Consider the following 16,110-nt stretch of genomic DNA (forward strand, 5'->3'; position numbering starts at 1 on the left):
GGGTCTCAGCGCGCGAGGCTGGCGCGCAGTTCCCGTTTGAGCACCTTGCCGTAGCTGTTTTTCGGTAGCTCGTCGACGAATTCGTAACGCTTGGGCCGCTTGAAGCGGGCGATGCGCTCCAGTAGGTGCGCGTCCAGCGCCGCGGGTTCGACCGCGCCGACGATGAATGCGACCGCGATCTCACCCCACTCGGCGTCGGGGGTGCCGACCACGCACGCCTCGGCGACGCCGGGGTGTTCGAGCAGCACCTCCTCCACCTCGCGGGGGTAGATGTTGCTCCCGCCGCTGATGACGACGTCCTTCGACCGGTCCCGCAGCGTGAGGAAACCGCGCGCGTCGAACGAGCCCATGTCGCCGGTGTAGAGCCAGCCGTCCTTGAGTGCGGCGCGGGTGGCTTCAAGGTTTTCCCAGTACCCGGACATGACCGCGTCTCCGCGACAAACGATTTCGCCGATCTCGCCCGGCGGCGCGGGTAGGCCGTCTGGGCCCAGCACCGCGACCTCCATCCCGGACCGGGCGTAACCGACCGAACCCAGGATCGCGTCGTCGCCCGATTCGTGGTCGGCGCGTCGTAGCCCGGTGATGGTCATCGGTGACTCGCCCTGCCCGTAGATCTGCGCGAAGATGGGGCCGAACGCCGTGATCGCCTTGCGCAGGCTTTCGACGTACATGGGTCCGCCGCCGTAGACGATCGTCGTGAGATTGGCCGGACGGGCCCGACCCGTCTCGACCAGCCGTTGCACCATCGTCGGGGCCAGGAAGGCGCTCGCGGCCGGGTGGTGCTCGCAGAGGTCCAGGAATTCGTCGGGGTCGAACGCCCCTGAGGTGGGCAGTATTTGGCGGGCGCCGCGGAGCACGTACGGAAGGATGTAGAGGCCGGAGCCGTGCGACATCGGCGCCGCGTGCACCAGGCTGCAGTTCTCGTCGGGCGCGTCGATGTCGGCGAGGTGCGCGACGGTCATCGCCGTCAGGTTGCGGTGTGTCAGCATCGCGCCCTTGGAGCGGCCGGTGGTGCCGCTGGTGTAGAACAGCCACGCCAGCGCCGACGGATCGGCGTGCGGGGGCGCCGAGGGGTCGGTAGCGAACCGTCGCGAATAGTCGTCGGAATCAATGATTTCCGTCGCCGTCGTGGTCATCGGCGCGAGCTCGCCACCGATGGCCGACGAGGCGAACACCCGTGCCGCTCCCGCGTCGTCGAGGATCTGCGCCATCTCGCGCGGATGCAGCTTGAAGTTGATCGGGACGACGACGCATTCGGCGGCCCAGGTCGCGAACATCAACTCGATGATCTCGGGGCGGTTGTGGGTTGCGATCGCGATCCGGGCACCCGCATGGTGCTGTTGCCGGATCGACGCGGCCAGGCGTAAGGCCCGGTCGCGCAGCTCGTTCCAGGTGCACACGCGGCGATCCCCCTGATACACCGCACCGCGATCGGGGAATCGGTTTGCGGCCTGATCGAGCAGCGCGAACAGATTCATCGCTCGATCCACTGTGCCGCCAGCGCCGACTCCGACAGATACTTCGTCGAACTCCAGCCGCCGTCGACGACGATCGTCTGGCCGTTGATGAAACTTCCGCCCGGCGAGCACAGGAACGCGACGGTGCTGGCGATGTCGTCGATGCGGCCCAGTCGCTGATGTGGCGTCATCTCGGTGTTGATCTTGCGGAATCGCTCGTCCTCCAGGCGCTTTTCGACCATCGGTGTCACGGTCACCCCGGGTGCTACGGCATTGCAGCGGATGCCGGACGCGCCGTACTGGCAGGCGATGTGAGTGGTCAGCGCGGTCAGCCCGCCCTTGGCGGCGGAGTAGGCGCCGCCGCGCAGGCCGCCGACGACCGCGAAGGTTGATGTCACGTTGATGATCGCCGACCCGGGCGCCATGTGCGGCAGCACCTCGCGGGCGAGTCGGAACGGGGCCCTCAGCATCAACCCCAGGAAGTAGTCCAAGGTCTCGTCGTCGGTTTCGTGCAGCGGCTTGGGGCTGCCCACTCCGGCATTGTTGATCAAGAAGTCGATGTGGCCCCACCGGCCGACCGCGAGGTCCACGATGCGGCGCGGCGCGTCATCGTCGGTGAGATCGACGGCGAGTGTCGCGACGCGATCGGGATCGCCGACCGCGCTTGCCAGTTCGGCCAGCCGCGCCTCGTCGCGGCCGGTGCCGACGACGGCCATGCCCATCTCGGCGAGCTTTGTGGCGCAGCCCAGGCCGATTCCGCTGCTGGCTCCCGTGACGATTGCGACCTGCATGTCACCCATCCTTAGTCTCCGCGCGGCGACCCGCCGCGCCCGGCCTCGCCGCGGTCGCGATCGCCGCGTATCAGCGACGCCCGGATCTGATGCTTGAGTACCTTGCCCGCGTCGTTCTTCGGCAGGGCATCCCAGAGCACAACCTGTTCCGGGGCCTTGAATTTGGCTACGCCCTTGCTCACCAACAGGGCAAGCAGGCCCGCGACATCCGGGGCCTGGGCGCCCGCGGGCACGATCACCGCACAGGCCCGCTCACCCGTGCGCTCGTCGGGCAGCCCGACGACCGCGATCTCGGCGATGCCGGGGTGGTCGGCGAGCAGGTCCTCGACCTCCTTGGCCGAGATGTTCTCGCCGCTGCGAATGATGACGTCCTTGGCCCGGCCGGTCACGACGAGATACCGGTCCTCGACCCAGCGGCCGAGATCCCCGGTGCGGAAAAAGCCCGCGGCATCGAAAGAGTCGTCTTCCGGATGCCGGTAACCCAGCAGCATCTGCGGGCCGCGCACGCAGATTTCCCCGTCACCGTCGGGTGCGGCCGCGTGCGCGACCAGCTTGATCTCGGCGATTCCCGGCCTGCCGTCGGTATCCGCCGCGTGATCCGCCTCGTCCGGCCGGGGAGCACCGACGGTCGCGACCGGCACTTCCGTGCAGCCGTATACCCGGGTGACCGCGGCGCGGTCGAAATAATCTGCGGCGCGGCGGATCAACGACGGCGACACCGACGCGCCCCCGCAGATGAACACCTTCAGGTCGGGCAGGCGGCTGCCGGCACGCTGCGCGGCGGACAACAGCTGCTGCAGAAACGGTGTGGCGCCCGCCATGTGCGTGCACCGATGCGAGTCCATCAGTGCGACCGCCCCGGCCGCATCCCAGCGGTCCATCAGCACCGCCGTGGTGCCCAGCAGCAGCGGGCATTCGAAGGCGTATATCGATCCGCCGATATGGGCGACCGGCGACGGCACCAGAAACGTGTCGCCCGGGGCGATCGTCCAGTGTTCGCGGATCTGGCAGATGAGTGCGTGCATCGAATTATGGGTGTGCAGGACGCCTTTCGGCCGGCTGGTGGTGCCGGAGGTGTACAGGATCATCCGCACGGCGTCGGGATCCAGCGCCGGCAGGGCCGCATCCTGCGGCGGCCGCTCCAGCAGGGACGCATACGATGTGTGCGGCCCGGCGTCACCGCGTAGCACCACGACCTCCGGGGCCCGGTCCATCGCGGCCGTCACGCGTTCCAGCATCGCCGCGTAGTCATGCCCGCCGTACCGCTGCGGGACGAAAATCGTTGCGGTGCCCGCGTCTTGGAGGATGTAGCGCAGGTCGTGGTCGCGCAGCGACGGCAAGATCGGGTTCACCACCATGCCGGCCAGCGTCGCTGCCAGGTAGATGACGGCGCTCTCGTGCCAGTTCGGCAACATGAACGACACGACGCTGCCCGTGGGTATGCGGGCCAACAGGGCGCCGGCCAGCGCGCCGGCCTGAGCGTGCAGGGTGGCGCAATCGAGCCGAAGATCCTTGTCCACCAATATCGTTCGGTGCGGCGATTCCGTCGCGGCGGTGCGCAGCGCGTCGGCCAGCGTCGTGTTCACCCATAATCCGCGCCGGTATGCCTCCGCCGCGTGCGCCGCATCCTGGGCGGTCCGGGCGATCACCGCGACCTCATCTCGGGTGGGCCTATTCGTCCACGCGACGCATGGTCATCGCGTACCGGAACCTCGACGACAGGTGGGTGTTGATCGTCACCTGGGCCACCTCACCGTCGGACGTCGTGTAGGTGCGCCGCATCTGCAGCGCGGCCGTGCCCGCTTCTGCCCCGAGGCCGTCGGCCAGCTCCGGGGACAGCAGGACGGCGGCGATCTCTTGGTGCAGCTGGGCGACGCTCACGCCGAAGAGGTCCTCGATCAACGGGAATATCGGTCCGGCGTGGCGTTGCAGCAGCCTGCCCACCGCCGCAAAACTCCGGTTGATGTAGTACTCCGTGCGACACAGCGGGACTGGCGCATCGTCGGCCTGCCGGTAGCCGCGCACCGACAGCCACTGGCTGCCCACCTCGAGGCCGGTCCGCGCGGCGAGGTCGTCGTCGATCGTCACCATCGCGTTGGATTCGATGGTCAGCTGCGCACCGGCCGCGAACGCCAGCAGGTCGTCGATCGACATCGCGTCCTGGGCATAGGAACTCGAGGCGGGCCGGGGAACCACCCGGGTGCCCGCGCGCGGCCGGGAGGCCACCAGATTGTCCTCGCGCAACCGGCGCAGCGCCTCACGGATGGTGTAGCGGCTCACCGCAAAGCGCTCGCACAGTTGGTGTTCGGTGGGCAACTGCGAACCCACCGGGTAAACGCCGTCGACGATCTCCTTACGCAGCGTGCGCGCAATCTGCAGGTAGCGGTGGTCGCCCGCGATGGCCTGGGACATCACGGCCCGCCCGGTGTCGGGCGCAACGCCAGCACGCTGCCGTCGCCGTCGGCAGAGAGGTAGAGCGTCCCGTCCGCCGCGGCGGCGATGCCGGCGAAGGGGCCCTGCGGTCCGGAGAACGGCGGCATGCCGCGCAGCGGCTTGGGTGTCACGCCCGGCGGGGGGCCGACCGGAAGCCCGGCGGCGATCGTCCGCCGCACGTTGCTGCCCAGATCCACCGCGATCAACTCCTTGGCGCCGGCGTCGACGACGTAGAGCACACCGCCCCGCACCAGAATGCCTTGCGGGCGTTGCAGATCGGCGACAACGGTGTCGAAACCCGACCCGCTCAGCCTGATCACCCGACCGGCTCCGGCCTCCGCCACCAGGACTGCGCCGTCCCTGTCGATCGCGATGCCCACCGGCTCACGCAGGTCGGTCGCCAGGACCTGGACACCACCGGCCCCCAGCGACAGCACCCGCCCGGTGCCCAGCTCCGCGACCACCACCCCGCTCGCGCTCACCGCGACACCGTAGAGCTGATCGAAACCGTCCGCCAGGAACTCGGTTTCGCTCGCTTCCGGCCGGTAGCGGGCGACCTGCCCGCCGGACGTGGTGACGACGAATTCGCCGGGCCCACTGGCCGCGACGCCGCGCAGGAACCCGGGATAGCCCGGGCTGAACAACATGCCCGCGGTGTGCAGGGACCCGTCGGGCAGGGCGACGTAGAAGTAGGTGCCGTCGGCGATGTAGAGCCGCCCGTCGTGGCCCACCGCCAGGTCCATCGGCCAGTTCAGGCCACCCGCCAGCACGGATCGCGCTGTGCCGTCGGCGGATATCTCGGTGATCTCGCCGGTGAAGTTGGACACGAACAGCCGGTCGCCGACGAAGGTGCAGTTGTCCAGGCCGGGGGTCAGTTGGGCGAGCAGTCGTTGTTCGCCGCTGCGGGGATCGATGCGCAGCACCTGACCGCTGGCCACCTGCGTCGAGACGATGTGACCCTGCGCGTCGAACTTGACCGAGTCGGGCACACCGAGATTGCCCGCCACGCACTGCGGTTCGCCGCCGTCGGGATCGATGCGCCAGATCTCGTTGGCGCCCATCACCGGGAAATACAACAGGCCGTCCGGGCCGACCTCCATCGCGTTCGGTGAGGGGACGTTCTCCAAGAGCACCCGCGGCGGCCCGCCCGCCAGGTCGAATTCCAGCAGCCGCCCGCCCTCGCGGCATTCACCGATGAACAACCGGCCCTGGTGAAAGGTGATGCCGTTGGCCGACGGCACGTCGTCGCGCAGCACTCGGGTGCGGCCGCTGGTGTCGCGCACGCTCACCCGGCCGTCCATCACCTCGGTCGCGTACAGGTTGCCGTCGGCGTCGAAGGCCACGTCGTCGGGCGCCACGATGTCGCCGCCCTTGGGGCTGGCGGTCACCAGTTCGCCGGTGCGGTGATCCAGGGCGCTGATCTGACTGCCGGTCACCTGGGCGATGTAGACGCGACCGTCCGGGCCGGTGCGCAGACCGTTGGCGCCGAACAGCCGACTGGGCGCGGTGACCCGTTCCAACTCCCAGCCCTCGGCGACGTCGATGGGGTGCGACAGCGCATACCGCGAGGGCAGCGTTGAGATAGCCCTTGAGGTGGACATGCTCGCCGAGGTCCTTCCGTCAGCCGTTTGGGCTGGACGCTATCAACTCCGCCTAGTCCAGACAATAGCCGCCGATGGGTGCCGAACCGACCTTGACAGCGAAGTCCACAGATCGGAATAGTGTTCTCCAATGGACAGAATGCAATATTTTGTCCGGACAAAATGAGGATTCATCCCGCTGCGGACGCGTGACGCGATGGCGGCAGGGGAAAGCAGGTCATGGCCGATCACGAGGAACTTCTAGGGCTCGACGGCCGCGTCGTGGTGGTTTCCGGCGCCGGCGGGGGTGGCATCGGCACGACCGTCACCGCCATGACCGCCCGGGCCGGGGCCACCGTGATCGCGGTGAGCCGGTCGAAGGAAAACCTCGACGAACACGTCGCCCCGTTGGCACAGCAGGGGCTGCCCGTGGTGCCCGTCGCGGCCGACGCGTCGACCGACGAGGGCATCGCCGCCGTGATCGATCACGCGCGCCGCGCCGGCGGCGACTTGTACGGGCTGGTCAACGTCGCCGGCGGCGCGGAGCCGTCGACGTGGATGCCGTCCACCCGGGTGTCGCGCGGCGACTGGCGCAAGATCTTCGCCGACAATCTCGAAACGGCATTCTTCATGAGCCAGGCCGTCGCCAGTGAACTCGTCGCGCAGCAACGCCCGGGTTCGATCGTGTCGATCTCCTCGATCAGCGGCATGAACACCGCGCCGTTCCACATCGCCTATGGGACGGCCAAGGCCGCGATCGCGGCGATGACGCGCACCATGGCCGTCGAGTTGGCGCAGGCGGGAATTCGGGTCAACGCCGTGGCGCCCGGCGTCACCGAGACCGCGGCCTCGCGCACCTACGTCGACGAGGACCCCGAGCGGGACCGGCAGGCGATCGCGATGGGCCGCCGCGGGCGGCCCGAGGAGCAGGCCGGCGCCATCCTCTTTCTGCTCTCGGAGCTGTCGAGCTATGTCACCGGCCAGACGCTGCTCGTCGACGGCGGCCTCAACCTCAAGTGGACTCATCTCGGCGCCGACAACACCTCGCTCTTCCTCAAAGACGAATCCTTCCGCGCGGCGATTAGGAGGATGTAATGACCGACCTGGCCAAGGGCACGAATCCCGAAGCGGCCGAGGAACTCTCGGCGCCCATGACGATCGGGGTCGAGGCGTACATCTCCGAGGACTATGCCCGCGCCGAGCGCGACAAGCTGTGGCGCAAGGTCTGGCAGCAGGTCGGCCGCGTCGAGGAGCTGCCCGAGGTGGGCAGCTACCTGACCTATGACATTCTCGACGACTCGATCATCGTGGTGCGCTCCGGTGCCAACGAGTTTCACGCGCACCACAACGTCTGCATGCACCGCGGGCGCCGGCTGATCGACACCCCCGAGGGCGCCAAGAACGCCTGCGCGCGAACCCGAAAGTCGTTTGTCTGCGGCTTTCACGGCTGGACCTACGGCCTGGACGGCGCGTGCACCCACATCCGCGAGCGGCAGGACTGGCAGGACGCGCTCACGCCCGACAACACCCACCTACGGCCCGTCCGGGTCGATACCTGGGGCGGCTGGTTGTGGATCAACATGGACCCCGATTGCGAGCCGCTGGCCGACTTCCTGTTCCCCGCCGCGAAGATTCTCGACCCGTTCGGCCTGGAGAACATGCGCTACAAGTGGCGCAAGTGGCTGTCCTTCGACTGCAACTGGAAGGTCGCGCTGGAGGCCTTCAACGAGACCTACCACGTCTACACCACGCATCCGGAGTTCAATAAGTTCGGCGAGTTCAAGGGATGGGCGAAAGCGCAAGGCAAGCACAGCCATATCGGCTACGACGCGCCCGAGGACATGGAGGCCACCAAGTCCAAGATCCGCCTCGGCATCGGCGCCGATCCTCGTGTGTCGACCGCGGAGATGCAGGTGTACACGATGGAGGAAACCAACGCCACCACCACCCAGACGCTGGTGAACGCCGCCAAGCGACTGGTGGACGAATTACCCGAGGGTACACCGGCGGACAAGGTGCTCGAGCACTGGCTGGCGTCGGCACGCCGCGACGACGAGGCCCGCGGGGTGATTTGGCCGACGATCCCCGCCGACATCCTCGGGCAGGCCGGCACCGCATGGCAGATCTTCCCGAACTTCCAGATCGGCCAGGGCTTGACCAGCGCGTTGTGCTACGGCGCGCGGCCCCACCCCAGCTACAACCCGGACAAGTGCATCTTCGAGGTGTCCGTCTTCGAGCTTTACCCGAAAGGCCAAGAGCCGCAGACGGAGTGGGAGTACACGCCGGTCGGCGACCCCAGGTGGCGTTCGGTACTGCCGCAGGACTTCTCCAACATGGCCGCCGTGCAGCAGGGGATGAAGTCCCTGGGCTTCCCGGGCACCAAGCCCAATCCGTACCGCGAACGCAGCACGGTCAACCTGCACTACCAATTGTCGAGATATATGGGAGCCGGTGAGCCCCAGGAACTGTCAGGTAAGGAGCACCCCCGGGCATGACGATGTATCAAGACGGTTGCGGGCCCACGCAGACGCCCGACGACTTCGACATCGCCGCGCTGCGCGAGAAATACGCCCACGAACGCGAAAAGCGGCTGCGCAAAGAAGGTTCCAAGCAGTACATCGAGCTGGAGGACGACTTCGCCGGCTACTACGAAGTCGACCCGTACACGCCCGCGGCACCGCGCGAGCCGATCTGCGAGGACATCGACGTGGCGGTCCTGGGTGGCGGATTCGGTGGCCTGCTATCGGCGGCCTCCCTGAAGAAGGCCGGCGTCGACGACGTCCGCGTCATCGAGCTCGGCGGCGACTTCGGCGGAGTCTGGTACTGGAACCGGTACCCCGGCATCCAATGCGACAACGAATCCTACTGCTACATACCGCTTCTCGAAGAGCTCGATTTCATGCCGTCGAAGAAGTTCGCCGACGGTGCCGAGATCTTCCAGCACTGCCGCAACATCGGCAAGCACTTCGGCCTCTACGATTCCGCGATCTTCTCCACCCAGGTGCACGACCTGAGGTGGGACGAGGGGATCAAGCGATGGCGGATCAGCACCAACCGCGGCGACGATATCCGCGCCCGGTTCGTCGTCCTGGCGTCCGGTCCGTTCCACCGCCCGAAACTCCCTGGCATCCCCGGCATCAAAGCCTTTGGCGGCCACAGCTTCCACTCGTCACGATGGGACTACGACTACACCGGCGGGGACGTCAGCGGCAACCTGGACAAGCTGGCCGACAAGCGCGTCGCGGTGGTCGGCACCGGCGCCACCGGCATCCAGATCGTGCCCTTCCTCGCCCGCGACGCCAAGCACCTCTACGTCTTCCAGCGGACGCCGTCGACCGTGGACGCGCGCAACAACACCGCGACCGACCCGGAATGGGTGAAGACGCTGCGGCCGGGCTGGCAACGGGAGCGGCAGCGCAACTTCCATTCGTGGACGTTCGAGGGCATGGCGCTGGGCCAGCCGGATCTGGTGTGCGACTTCTGGACCGAGCTCGGGCGCAACACCGCCGCCCGGGTGCTCGCCCTCGACGATCCCGCGTCGCTGACCCCGGAGCAGTTCATGGCCATCCGGGAGGAAGAGGACTACAAGATCATGGAGCGGCTGCGGCGCCGCATCGACGGCCTTATCGACAACGAGGTGACCGCCGAAGCCCTCAAGCCGTACTACCGCTTCCTGTGTAAGCGCCCGTGCTCCAACGACGACTACCTGGCCAGCTTCAACCGGCCAAACGTGACGCTGGTCGACGTGTCCTCGAGCAAGGGCGTCGAACGCGCGACCGAAAAGGGTTTGGTGGCAAACGGTGTCGAGTACGAGGTCGACTGCATCATCTACGCCAGCGGCTTCGAAATCACCACCGAGATCAGCCGCCGCTACTCGATCGAAACGATCGAGGGGCGCGACGGGCTATCGCTGTTCGATTACTGGGGCGACGGCTACAAGACGCTGCATGGGATGACCAGCCGTGGCTTCCCGAACCAGTTCTATACCGGCTTCACCCAGGTCGGTATCTCGGCCAACATCGCCGCCAACTACGAGCTGCAGGGCGAGCACATCGCCTACATCATCGCCGAGGCGCTGAAGCGGGGCGCGACCACCGTGGAGCCCAGCCAGGCGGCGCAGGAGGAGTGGTGCGCGACCATCCGCGAAACCGCGGTCGACAACTCGGCGTTCGACGCCCAATGCACGCCCGGCTATTACAACAACGAAGGCGGCGGCGGGGGAGAAGGAATCCGGTCACACCTGGGCGAGCCGTACGGTCCCGGGTTCTACGCCTTCGAGGACCTGCTGCGGGTGTGGCGCGACAAGGGCGATCTGGACGGGTTGGTGCTCGGCACTTGAGCGAAACCCTGGGGCCGCAACTGCGATTCGACGGCCGCGCCGCCGTGGTGACCGGGGCCGGTCGCGGGCTGGGCCGCGCCTACGCACACCTGCTCGCCTCGCGCGGGGCGAAGGTGGTCGTCAACGACGTCGGCGGCAGCCTCGACGGCGACGGGACCGACGACGGGCCGGCCGAGCAGGTGGTGGCCGAGATCACCGCGGCCGGGGGAGAGGCCGTCGCATGCAGCGCGTCGGTGGCCACCCGCGACGGCGGGCAGGAAATCATCCAGACGGCGGTCGACAACTTCGGGCGAATCGACGTCCTGATTCACAACGCCGGCAACGTTCGTCGCGGCTCGCTCAAGGAGATGAGTTACGAGGACTTCGACGCCGTGCTCGACGTGCACCTGCGGGGCGCCTTCCATGTGGTGCGGCCGGCCTTTCCGCTGATGTGCGAGGCGGGCTACGGCCGCGTCGTGCTGACGTCGTCGATCGGCGGCCTGTACGGAAACCACAACGTGGCCAACTACGCGGCCGCCAAGGCGGGCGTGATCGGGCTGTCCAATGTCGTCGCGCTCGAAGGCGCGGCCGAGGGCGTGCGATGCAATGCGATCGTGCCGGCCGCGGTGACGCGGATGGCCGAAGGCATCGACACCTCGGCGTACCCGCCGATGGGCGTGGAGCTCGTTGCGCCGGTCGTGGGCTGGCTCGCGCACGAAACCTGTGCGGTGACAGGCGAATTGTTCATCGCGCTGGCGGGCCGCGTGGCGCGGGCGGTGATCGTGGAGAGCCCGGGCGTGAGCCGCCCGTCGTGGACCATCGAGCAGGTCGGCAGCCACCTGGATGCGATCCGGTACGTCGAGGCGCCACTCATTTTTCCGGTTGTCCCGGACGGACACAACGAGCACATCCGCTACAGCTTCGAGCTGGCTCACCGCTCAACCGACCAAGGAGCGCTCAATGGCTAGCCCGACGGGCCCGATGGCCGGAGTGCGCGTGATCGACCTCACCGCGATGGTGATGGGCCCGTACTGCACGCAGATCATGGCCGACATGGGCGCGGACGTGGTCAAAGTCGAACCGCCGCAGGGGGATAACACCCGCTACATCTCGGTGGGACCCGCGCCCGGCATGAGCGGGGTGTTCGTCAACGTCAACCGCGGCAAGCGCAGCATCGTGCTGGACCTGCAGACCGACGCCGGAACGCGCGCGCTGCGTGCCCTCATCGAGACCGCCGACGTGTTCATCCACTCGATGCGCGCCAAGGCGATCGCCAAGCTGGGCTTCGGCTACGAGGACGTCGCCGCGATCAATCCCGCTGTCATCTACACCAATTGCTACGGATACGGCCGACGCGGGCCCGACCGCGACCGCCCCGCCTACGACGACACGATCCAGGCCGAATGCGGCCTGCCCGCGGTGCAACAGCAACTCACCGGCGAGGCCGATTACGTCGGCACCATCATGGCCGACAAGATCGCCGGGCTCACCGCGCTGTACGCGACGACGATGGCGCTGTTCCACCGCGAGCGCACCGGACAGGGGCAGGAAGTCGAGGTCGCCATGTTCGAGACCATGGCCTCGTTCATGCTCGTCGAACACGCCAACGGCGCCCTGTTCGATCCGCCGCTGGGACCGGCGGTGTATCCGCGCACGGTGGCGCCCAACCGCCGGCCGTACCGCACCAGCGACGGCTACATCGCCGCGCTGATCTACAACGACAAGCACTGGAACGCCTTCATGCAAGCCGTTCAGCCACCGTGGGCTAGCGAGCTGTATTCGACGCTGGAACAGCGCGCCCGCGAGATCGACACCGTCTACGGGCTGGTCGCAGAGACGATGAAAGAGCGGACCACCGCCGAGTGGCTGCAGCTGCTGCGCGAACTCGAGATACCGGCCGCGCCGCTGAACACCCCCGGCGCGCTCTTCGACGACCCACACCTCAACGCCGTCGGCATGTTCGAGACGGTGGACAGCCCGCACGGACCGGTGCGCTTCCCCGGCGTGCCCACCTGGTTCTCCCGGACACCGGGCCGCGTTGCGGGGCCCGCGCCCGAGCTCGGCGCCGACACCGCGGCGGTCCTCGACGAGCTGGGGCTGGCCGTCGACGCCAACCCTGGATAACGCTTGCTCAACGAAACAGATTGTCAGTGAAGGAGTTTCCCACGATGGCCGTGCCCGTTTACAAACGCATCCTCGACCTCTTCGAGGCCGAGGGTGTCAACACCCTGTTCGGCATCCCTGACCCGAACTTCGTGCACATGTTCGCCGAGGCGGACGCGCGCGGGTGGTCGGTGGTCGCACCGCATCACGAACTGAGCGCGGGATTCATGGCCGAGGCGGCGTCGCGGATGACGGGCAAGCCCGGCCTGTGCATCGGCACGCTCGGCCCGGGCATGGCCAACATCGCCGGAGCGATCCAGTGCGCGCTGGTGGAAAACTCGCCGGTGATCTTCTTGGGCGGGCAGCGGGCTCGCGTCACCGAGCGCCGGGTGCGCCGTGGCCGCATCCAATTCGTTCAGCAGGAGCCGCTTTTCGCCGCGTCGGTGAAATACAGCTCGTCCATCGAGTACGCCGACCAGACGGACGAGATCATCCACGAGGCCATCCGCAGGGCGATGTCCGGAACCCCGGGCCCGTCCTACGTCGAGTTCCCGTCGCACGTGATCCTGGAGGAGCTCGACGTCGACGCGGCGCCGCCACCGTCGGCCTACCGGCTGGTCAAGCAGGGCGCGGGCACCCGCGAGGTGGCCGAGGCCGTCGAGCTGATCCGCGAGGCCAAGAGCCCGGTGCTGCTGGTCGGCCACGGCGTGCACACCTCCCGCACCCAGCAGCAGGTCAAGGAGTTGGCCGAGCTGATGGCCTGCCCGGTGGTCCAGACCTCCGGCGGCACCTCGTTCATTCCGGGACTGCAGGACCGGACGTTTCCCTACTTGTTCTCCCCGGCCGCCAACGAGGCCGTCGAGGAATCCGACCTGTGCGTCGCGCTGGGAACCGAGCTCGGCGAGCCGATGCACTACGGCCGGACCCAGCACTGGGCCGCCAACAACGCGAACCGCAAGTGGGTGCTCGTCGAGCAGGACCCAACCGCCATCGGCGTCAACCGTCCGGTCGACGTGGCACTGGTCGGCGATCTGCGCGGCGTGGTGCCGCAGCTGGTCGACGCGCTCAAGGATTCCCCACGCAAACCCGCACCCGCGCTGCAGGTCCTGATCGACAAGGACACGAAAGAGCTTGCGGATATGGCGGAATCGGCACCGTCCGGGCATTCGCCGATCCATCCGGCCCGCTACGTCGTCGAGGCCACCAAAGCGTTCAACGAACTCGAGGACGGCATTCTCGTGCGCGACGGCGGTGCCACCGTGATCTTCCAGTGGACCTACTCGCAGTCCAAGCCGCGCGACGTGATCTGGAATCAGAACTTCGGCCACCTGGGCACCGGTCTGCCGTACGCGGTCGGAGCCTCGGTCGCCGAGGGGGGTAAGCGCCCGGTGATGCTGTTGACCAGCGATTCGGCGTTCCTCTTCCACATCGCCGAGTTGGAAACCGCTGCGCGGCAAAACCTTCCGCTGGTGTGCGTGGTCGGCGTCGACCACCAGTGGGGCCTGGAAGTGGGCGTGTACAAGCGCACCTTCTCCCAGCCGTCGCCGCAGCCCGGTGTGCACTGGAGCAAGGACGTCCGGATGGACAAGGTTGCCGAGGGCTTCGGCTGCCACGGTGAGTACGTCGAGAAGGAAGAGGAGATCGGCCCGGCGATCGCTCGCGCCTACGCCAGTGGCAAAGTCGGTGTGGTGCACGTGTGCATCGATCCGAAGGCCAACTCCGAGGAAATGCCCAAGTACGACCGATTCCGGACCTGGTACGCCGAAGGCACTCAGTAAGCCCACGTCGCTAAGAAAGGGACGATGTCATGCGCGAATACCTGAAGTTCTACATCGACGGAAAATGGGTGGACCCGGTGCGCCCCAACGCCTTCGACGTGGAAAACCCGGCTACCGAACAGGTTTCGGGGAAGATCTCGCTGGGATCGGCGGCCGACGTCGACGTGGCGGTCAACGCCGCCCGGCGAGCCTTCGCCGGCTGGTCGCAGAGCACCCGCGAGCAGCGCCTGGACCTGTTGCAGGCCATCCTCGCCGAATACCAGAAGCGCGCGGACGATCTCGCCGAGGCGGTCACCGAGGAGATCGGTGCGCCGCCCTCGCTGGCCGCGGGGCCGCAGGTCTTTCTCGGGATCGGTCACCTGACCACCGCGATCGACGCGCTGAAGAACTTTTCGTTCTCCGAACACAAAGGGGCGACGCTGATCGCCAAGGAGCCGATCGGCGTCTGCGGCCTGATCACGCCATGGAACTGGCCGATCAACCAGGTCGCGGTCAAGGTCTACCCGGCGCTGGCGACCGGTTGCACCGTCATCCTGAAACCCTCTGAGGTGGCGCCGTATTCGCCCTATATCTTCGCCGAGATCCTGGATGCCGCGGGCGTGCCGGCCGGGGTGTTCAACCTGATCAACGGTGACGGCGCGGGCGTCGGCGTGGCCCTGGCGAGCCATCCCGACATCGACATGGTGTCGTTCACCGGATCCACCCGCGCCGGTGTGGAGGTGGCCGCCAATGCCGCCGCGACCGTGAAACGAGTGACCCAGGAACTCGGCGGCAAGAGCCCCAACATCGTCCTCGATGACAGTGGCTTCGCCGAGGGCGTCAGCGCCGGCGTGGCCAACATGATGCCCAACTCGGGGCAGAGCTGTAACGCGCCGTCGCGCATGCTGGTCCCGAATTCCCGGATGGACGAGGCCATTACCATCGCGCGGGAGGCCGCCGAGAAAGTCGCGGTGGGAACCGACGACGCGACGGCCATCGGGCCGGTGGCGTCCAGGGCGCAGTTCGAGAAGGTGCAGCGACTGATCCAGCAGGGCGTCGACGAGGGCGCGACCGTGGTCGCGGGGGGCCCGGGCCGGCCGGACGGATTGGACAAGGGTTACTACGTCAAGCCGACCGTCTTCGCGCACGTCACCAACGACATGACGATCGCGCGTGAGGAGATCTTCGGGCCGGTGCTGTGCATTCTCGGATACGACGATCTCCATCACGCCGTCGAGATCGCCAACGACACCCAATACGGCCTCGCCGGCTTCGTTTCGGGGGCCGACCTCGACACGGCGCGCGACGTCGCCCGCAAGATCCGCGCGGGATGGGTCACCATCAATCACGCATTCGACATGAACGCACCGTTCGGCGGATACAAGCGCAGCGGCAATGGTCGCGAATGGAGCGAATTCGGTTTCCACGAGTACCTGGAAGTCAAGAGCACCCTGGGCTACGCCCCTGACAAGGCCTGACGCGCCGGGGCCGAAATCCGAACGCAGCACGGCGAAAAACGCCTCGCGTGTCCTCCACCTGATCCTGCGCGCCCGCCTCTAGGCTGGCTTGCTGAACTCAACAGGAGGGGCAGCGACGTATCGGCATCAACCATGGCGCCGGGCGAGATGGTAGTTACGGCGCGCTGACAGGAAGCACCGAGCCGGGCGGGTC

12 protein-coding genes are annotated in these 16,110 nt (G+C 67.5%); 7 read left to right on the forward strand and 5 right to left on the reverse strand.

Features of this window, described 5'->3' with window-relative positions:
- Positions 1-5: 5 nt before the first annotated feature.
- Genes A5732_RS03405 through A5732_RS03425 form a run of 5 tightly spaced genes read right to left on the reverse strand, consistent with a single transcriptional unit; the run spans position 6 to position 6,282 of the window.
- Positions 6-1,478, reverse strand: a complete 1,473-nt coding sequence (locus tag A5732_RS03405) for an acyl-CoA synthetase (RefSeq protein ID WP_171974950.1) — start codon at positions 1,476-1,478, stop codon at positions 6-8.
- Complete coding sequence (locus tag A5732_RS03410) at positions 1,475-2,257, reverse strand: SDR family NAD(P)-dependent oxidoreductase (RefSeq protein WP_081389534.1); 783 nt, start codon at positions 2,255-2,257, stop codon at positions 1,475-1,477. Before A5732_RS03410 ends, A5732_RS03405 begins: the two co-directional genes overlap by 4 nt.
- Before the next feature lie 2 nt (positions 2,258-2,259).
- Positions 2,260-3,897, reverse strand: a complete 1,638-nt coding sequence (locus A5732_RS03415) for an AMP-binding protein (RefSeq protein ID WP_076100669.1) — start codon at positions 3,895-3,897, stop codon at positions 2,260-2,262.
- A 22-nt stretch (positions 3,898-3,919) separates the two neighbouring features.
- Complete coding sequence (locus tag A5732_RS03420; protein ID WP_076052893.1) at positions 3,920-4,660, reverse strand: GntR family transcriptional regulator; 741 nt, start codon at positions 4,658-4,660, stop codon at positions 3,920-3,922.
- Positions 4,660-6,282, reverse strand: coding sequence for an SMP-30/gluconolactonase/LRE family protein (locus tag A5732_RS03425; protein WP_076100672.1), 1,623 nt, complete (start codon positions 6,280-6,282; stop codon positions 4,660-4,662). Before A5732_RS03425 ends, A5732_RS03420 begins: the two co-directional genes overlap by 1 nt.
- A 219-nt stretch (positions 6,283-6,501) precedes the next feature.
- On the opposite strand from A5732_RS03425, the gene A5732_RS03430 reads away from it, so the two are divergent.
- The 7 genes from A5732_RS03430 to A5732_RS03460 are packed head-to-tail and all read left to right on the forward strand — an operon-like array spanning position 6,502 to position 15,917.
- Positions 6,502-7,356 (forward strand): SDR family NAD(P)-dependent oxidoreductase, encoded by an 855-nt coding sequence (locus tag A5732_RS03430; RefSeq protein WP_076052897.1) that lies wholly within the window; start codon positions 6,502-6,504, stop codon positions 7,354-7,356.
- Entirely contained in the window at positions 7,356-8,756 is a 1,401-nt protein-coding gene (locus A5732_RS03435) for an aromatic ring-hydroxylating oxygenase subunit alpha (protein ID WP_076052899.1), read from the forward strand. The genes A5732_RS03430 and A5732_RS03435 overlap by 1 nt, the downstream gene beginning before the upstream one ends.
- Positions 8,753-10,600, forward strand: a complete 1,848-nt coding sequence (locus A5732_RS03440; RefSeq protein ID WP_076100674.1) for a flavin-containing monooxygenase — start codon at positions 8,753-8,755, stop codon at positions 10,598-10,600. The genes A5732_RS03435 and A5732_RS03440 overlap by 4 nt, the downstream gene beginning before the upstream one ends.
- Complete coding sequence (locus A5732_RS03445; RefSeq protein WP_076100676.1) at positions 10,597-11,547, forward strand: SDR family NAD(P)-dependent oxidoreductase; 951 nt, start codon at positions 10,597-10,599, stop codon at positions 11,545-11,547. Before A5732_RS03440 ends, A5732_RS03445 begins: the two co-directional genes overlap by 4 nt.
- A gap of 13 nt (positions 11,548-11,560) precedes the next feature.
- Positions 11,561-12,703, forward strand: a complete 1,143-nt coding sequence (locus A5732_RS03450) for a CaiB/BaiF CoA transferase family protein (protein WP_076052905.1) — start codon at positions 11,561-11,563, stop codon at positions 12,701-12,703.
- Between the two features lie 44 nt (positions 12,704-12,747).
- Positions 12,748-14,460 (forward strand): thiamine pyrophosphate-binding protein, encoded by a 1,713-nt coding sequence (locus A5732_RS03455; protein WP_076053083.1) that lies wholly within the window; start codon positions 12,748-12,750, stop codon positions 14,458-14,460.
- A gap of 29 nt (positions 14,461-14,489) precedes the next feature.
- A complete protein-coding gene (locus A5732_RS03460; RefSeq protein WP_076100678.1) occupies positions 14,490-15,917 on the forward strand; it encodes an aldehyde dehydrogenase family protein in 1,428 nt (475 codons plus the stop codon).
- Positions 15,918-16,110 lie beyond the last annotated feature (193 nt).

The organism is Mycobacterium colombiense, assembly GCF_001953985.1.
GTDB classification, from domain to species: Bacteria; Actinomycetota; Actinomycetes; order Mycobacteriales; family Mycobacteriaceae; genus Mycobacterium; species Mycobacterium colombiense_B.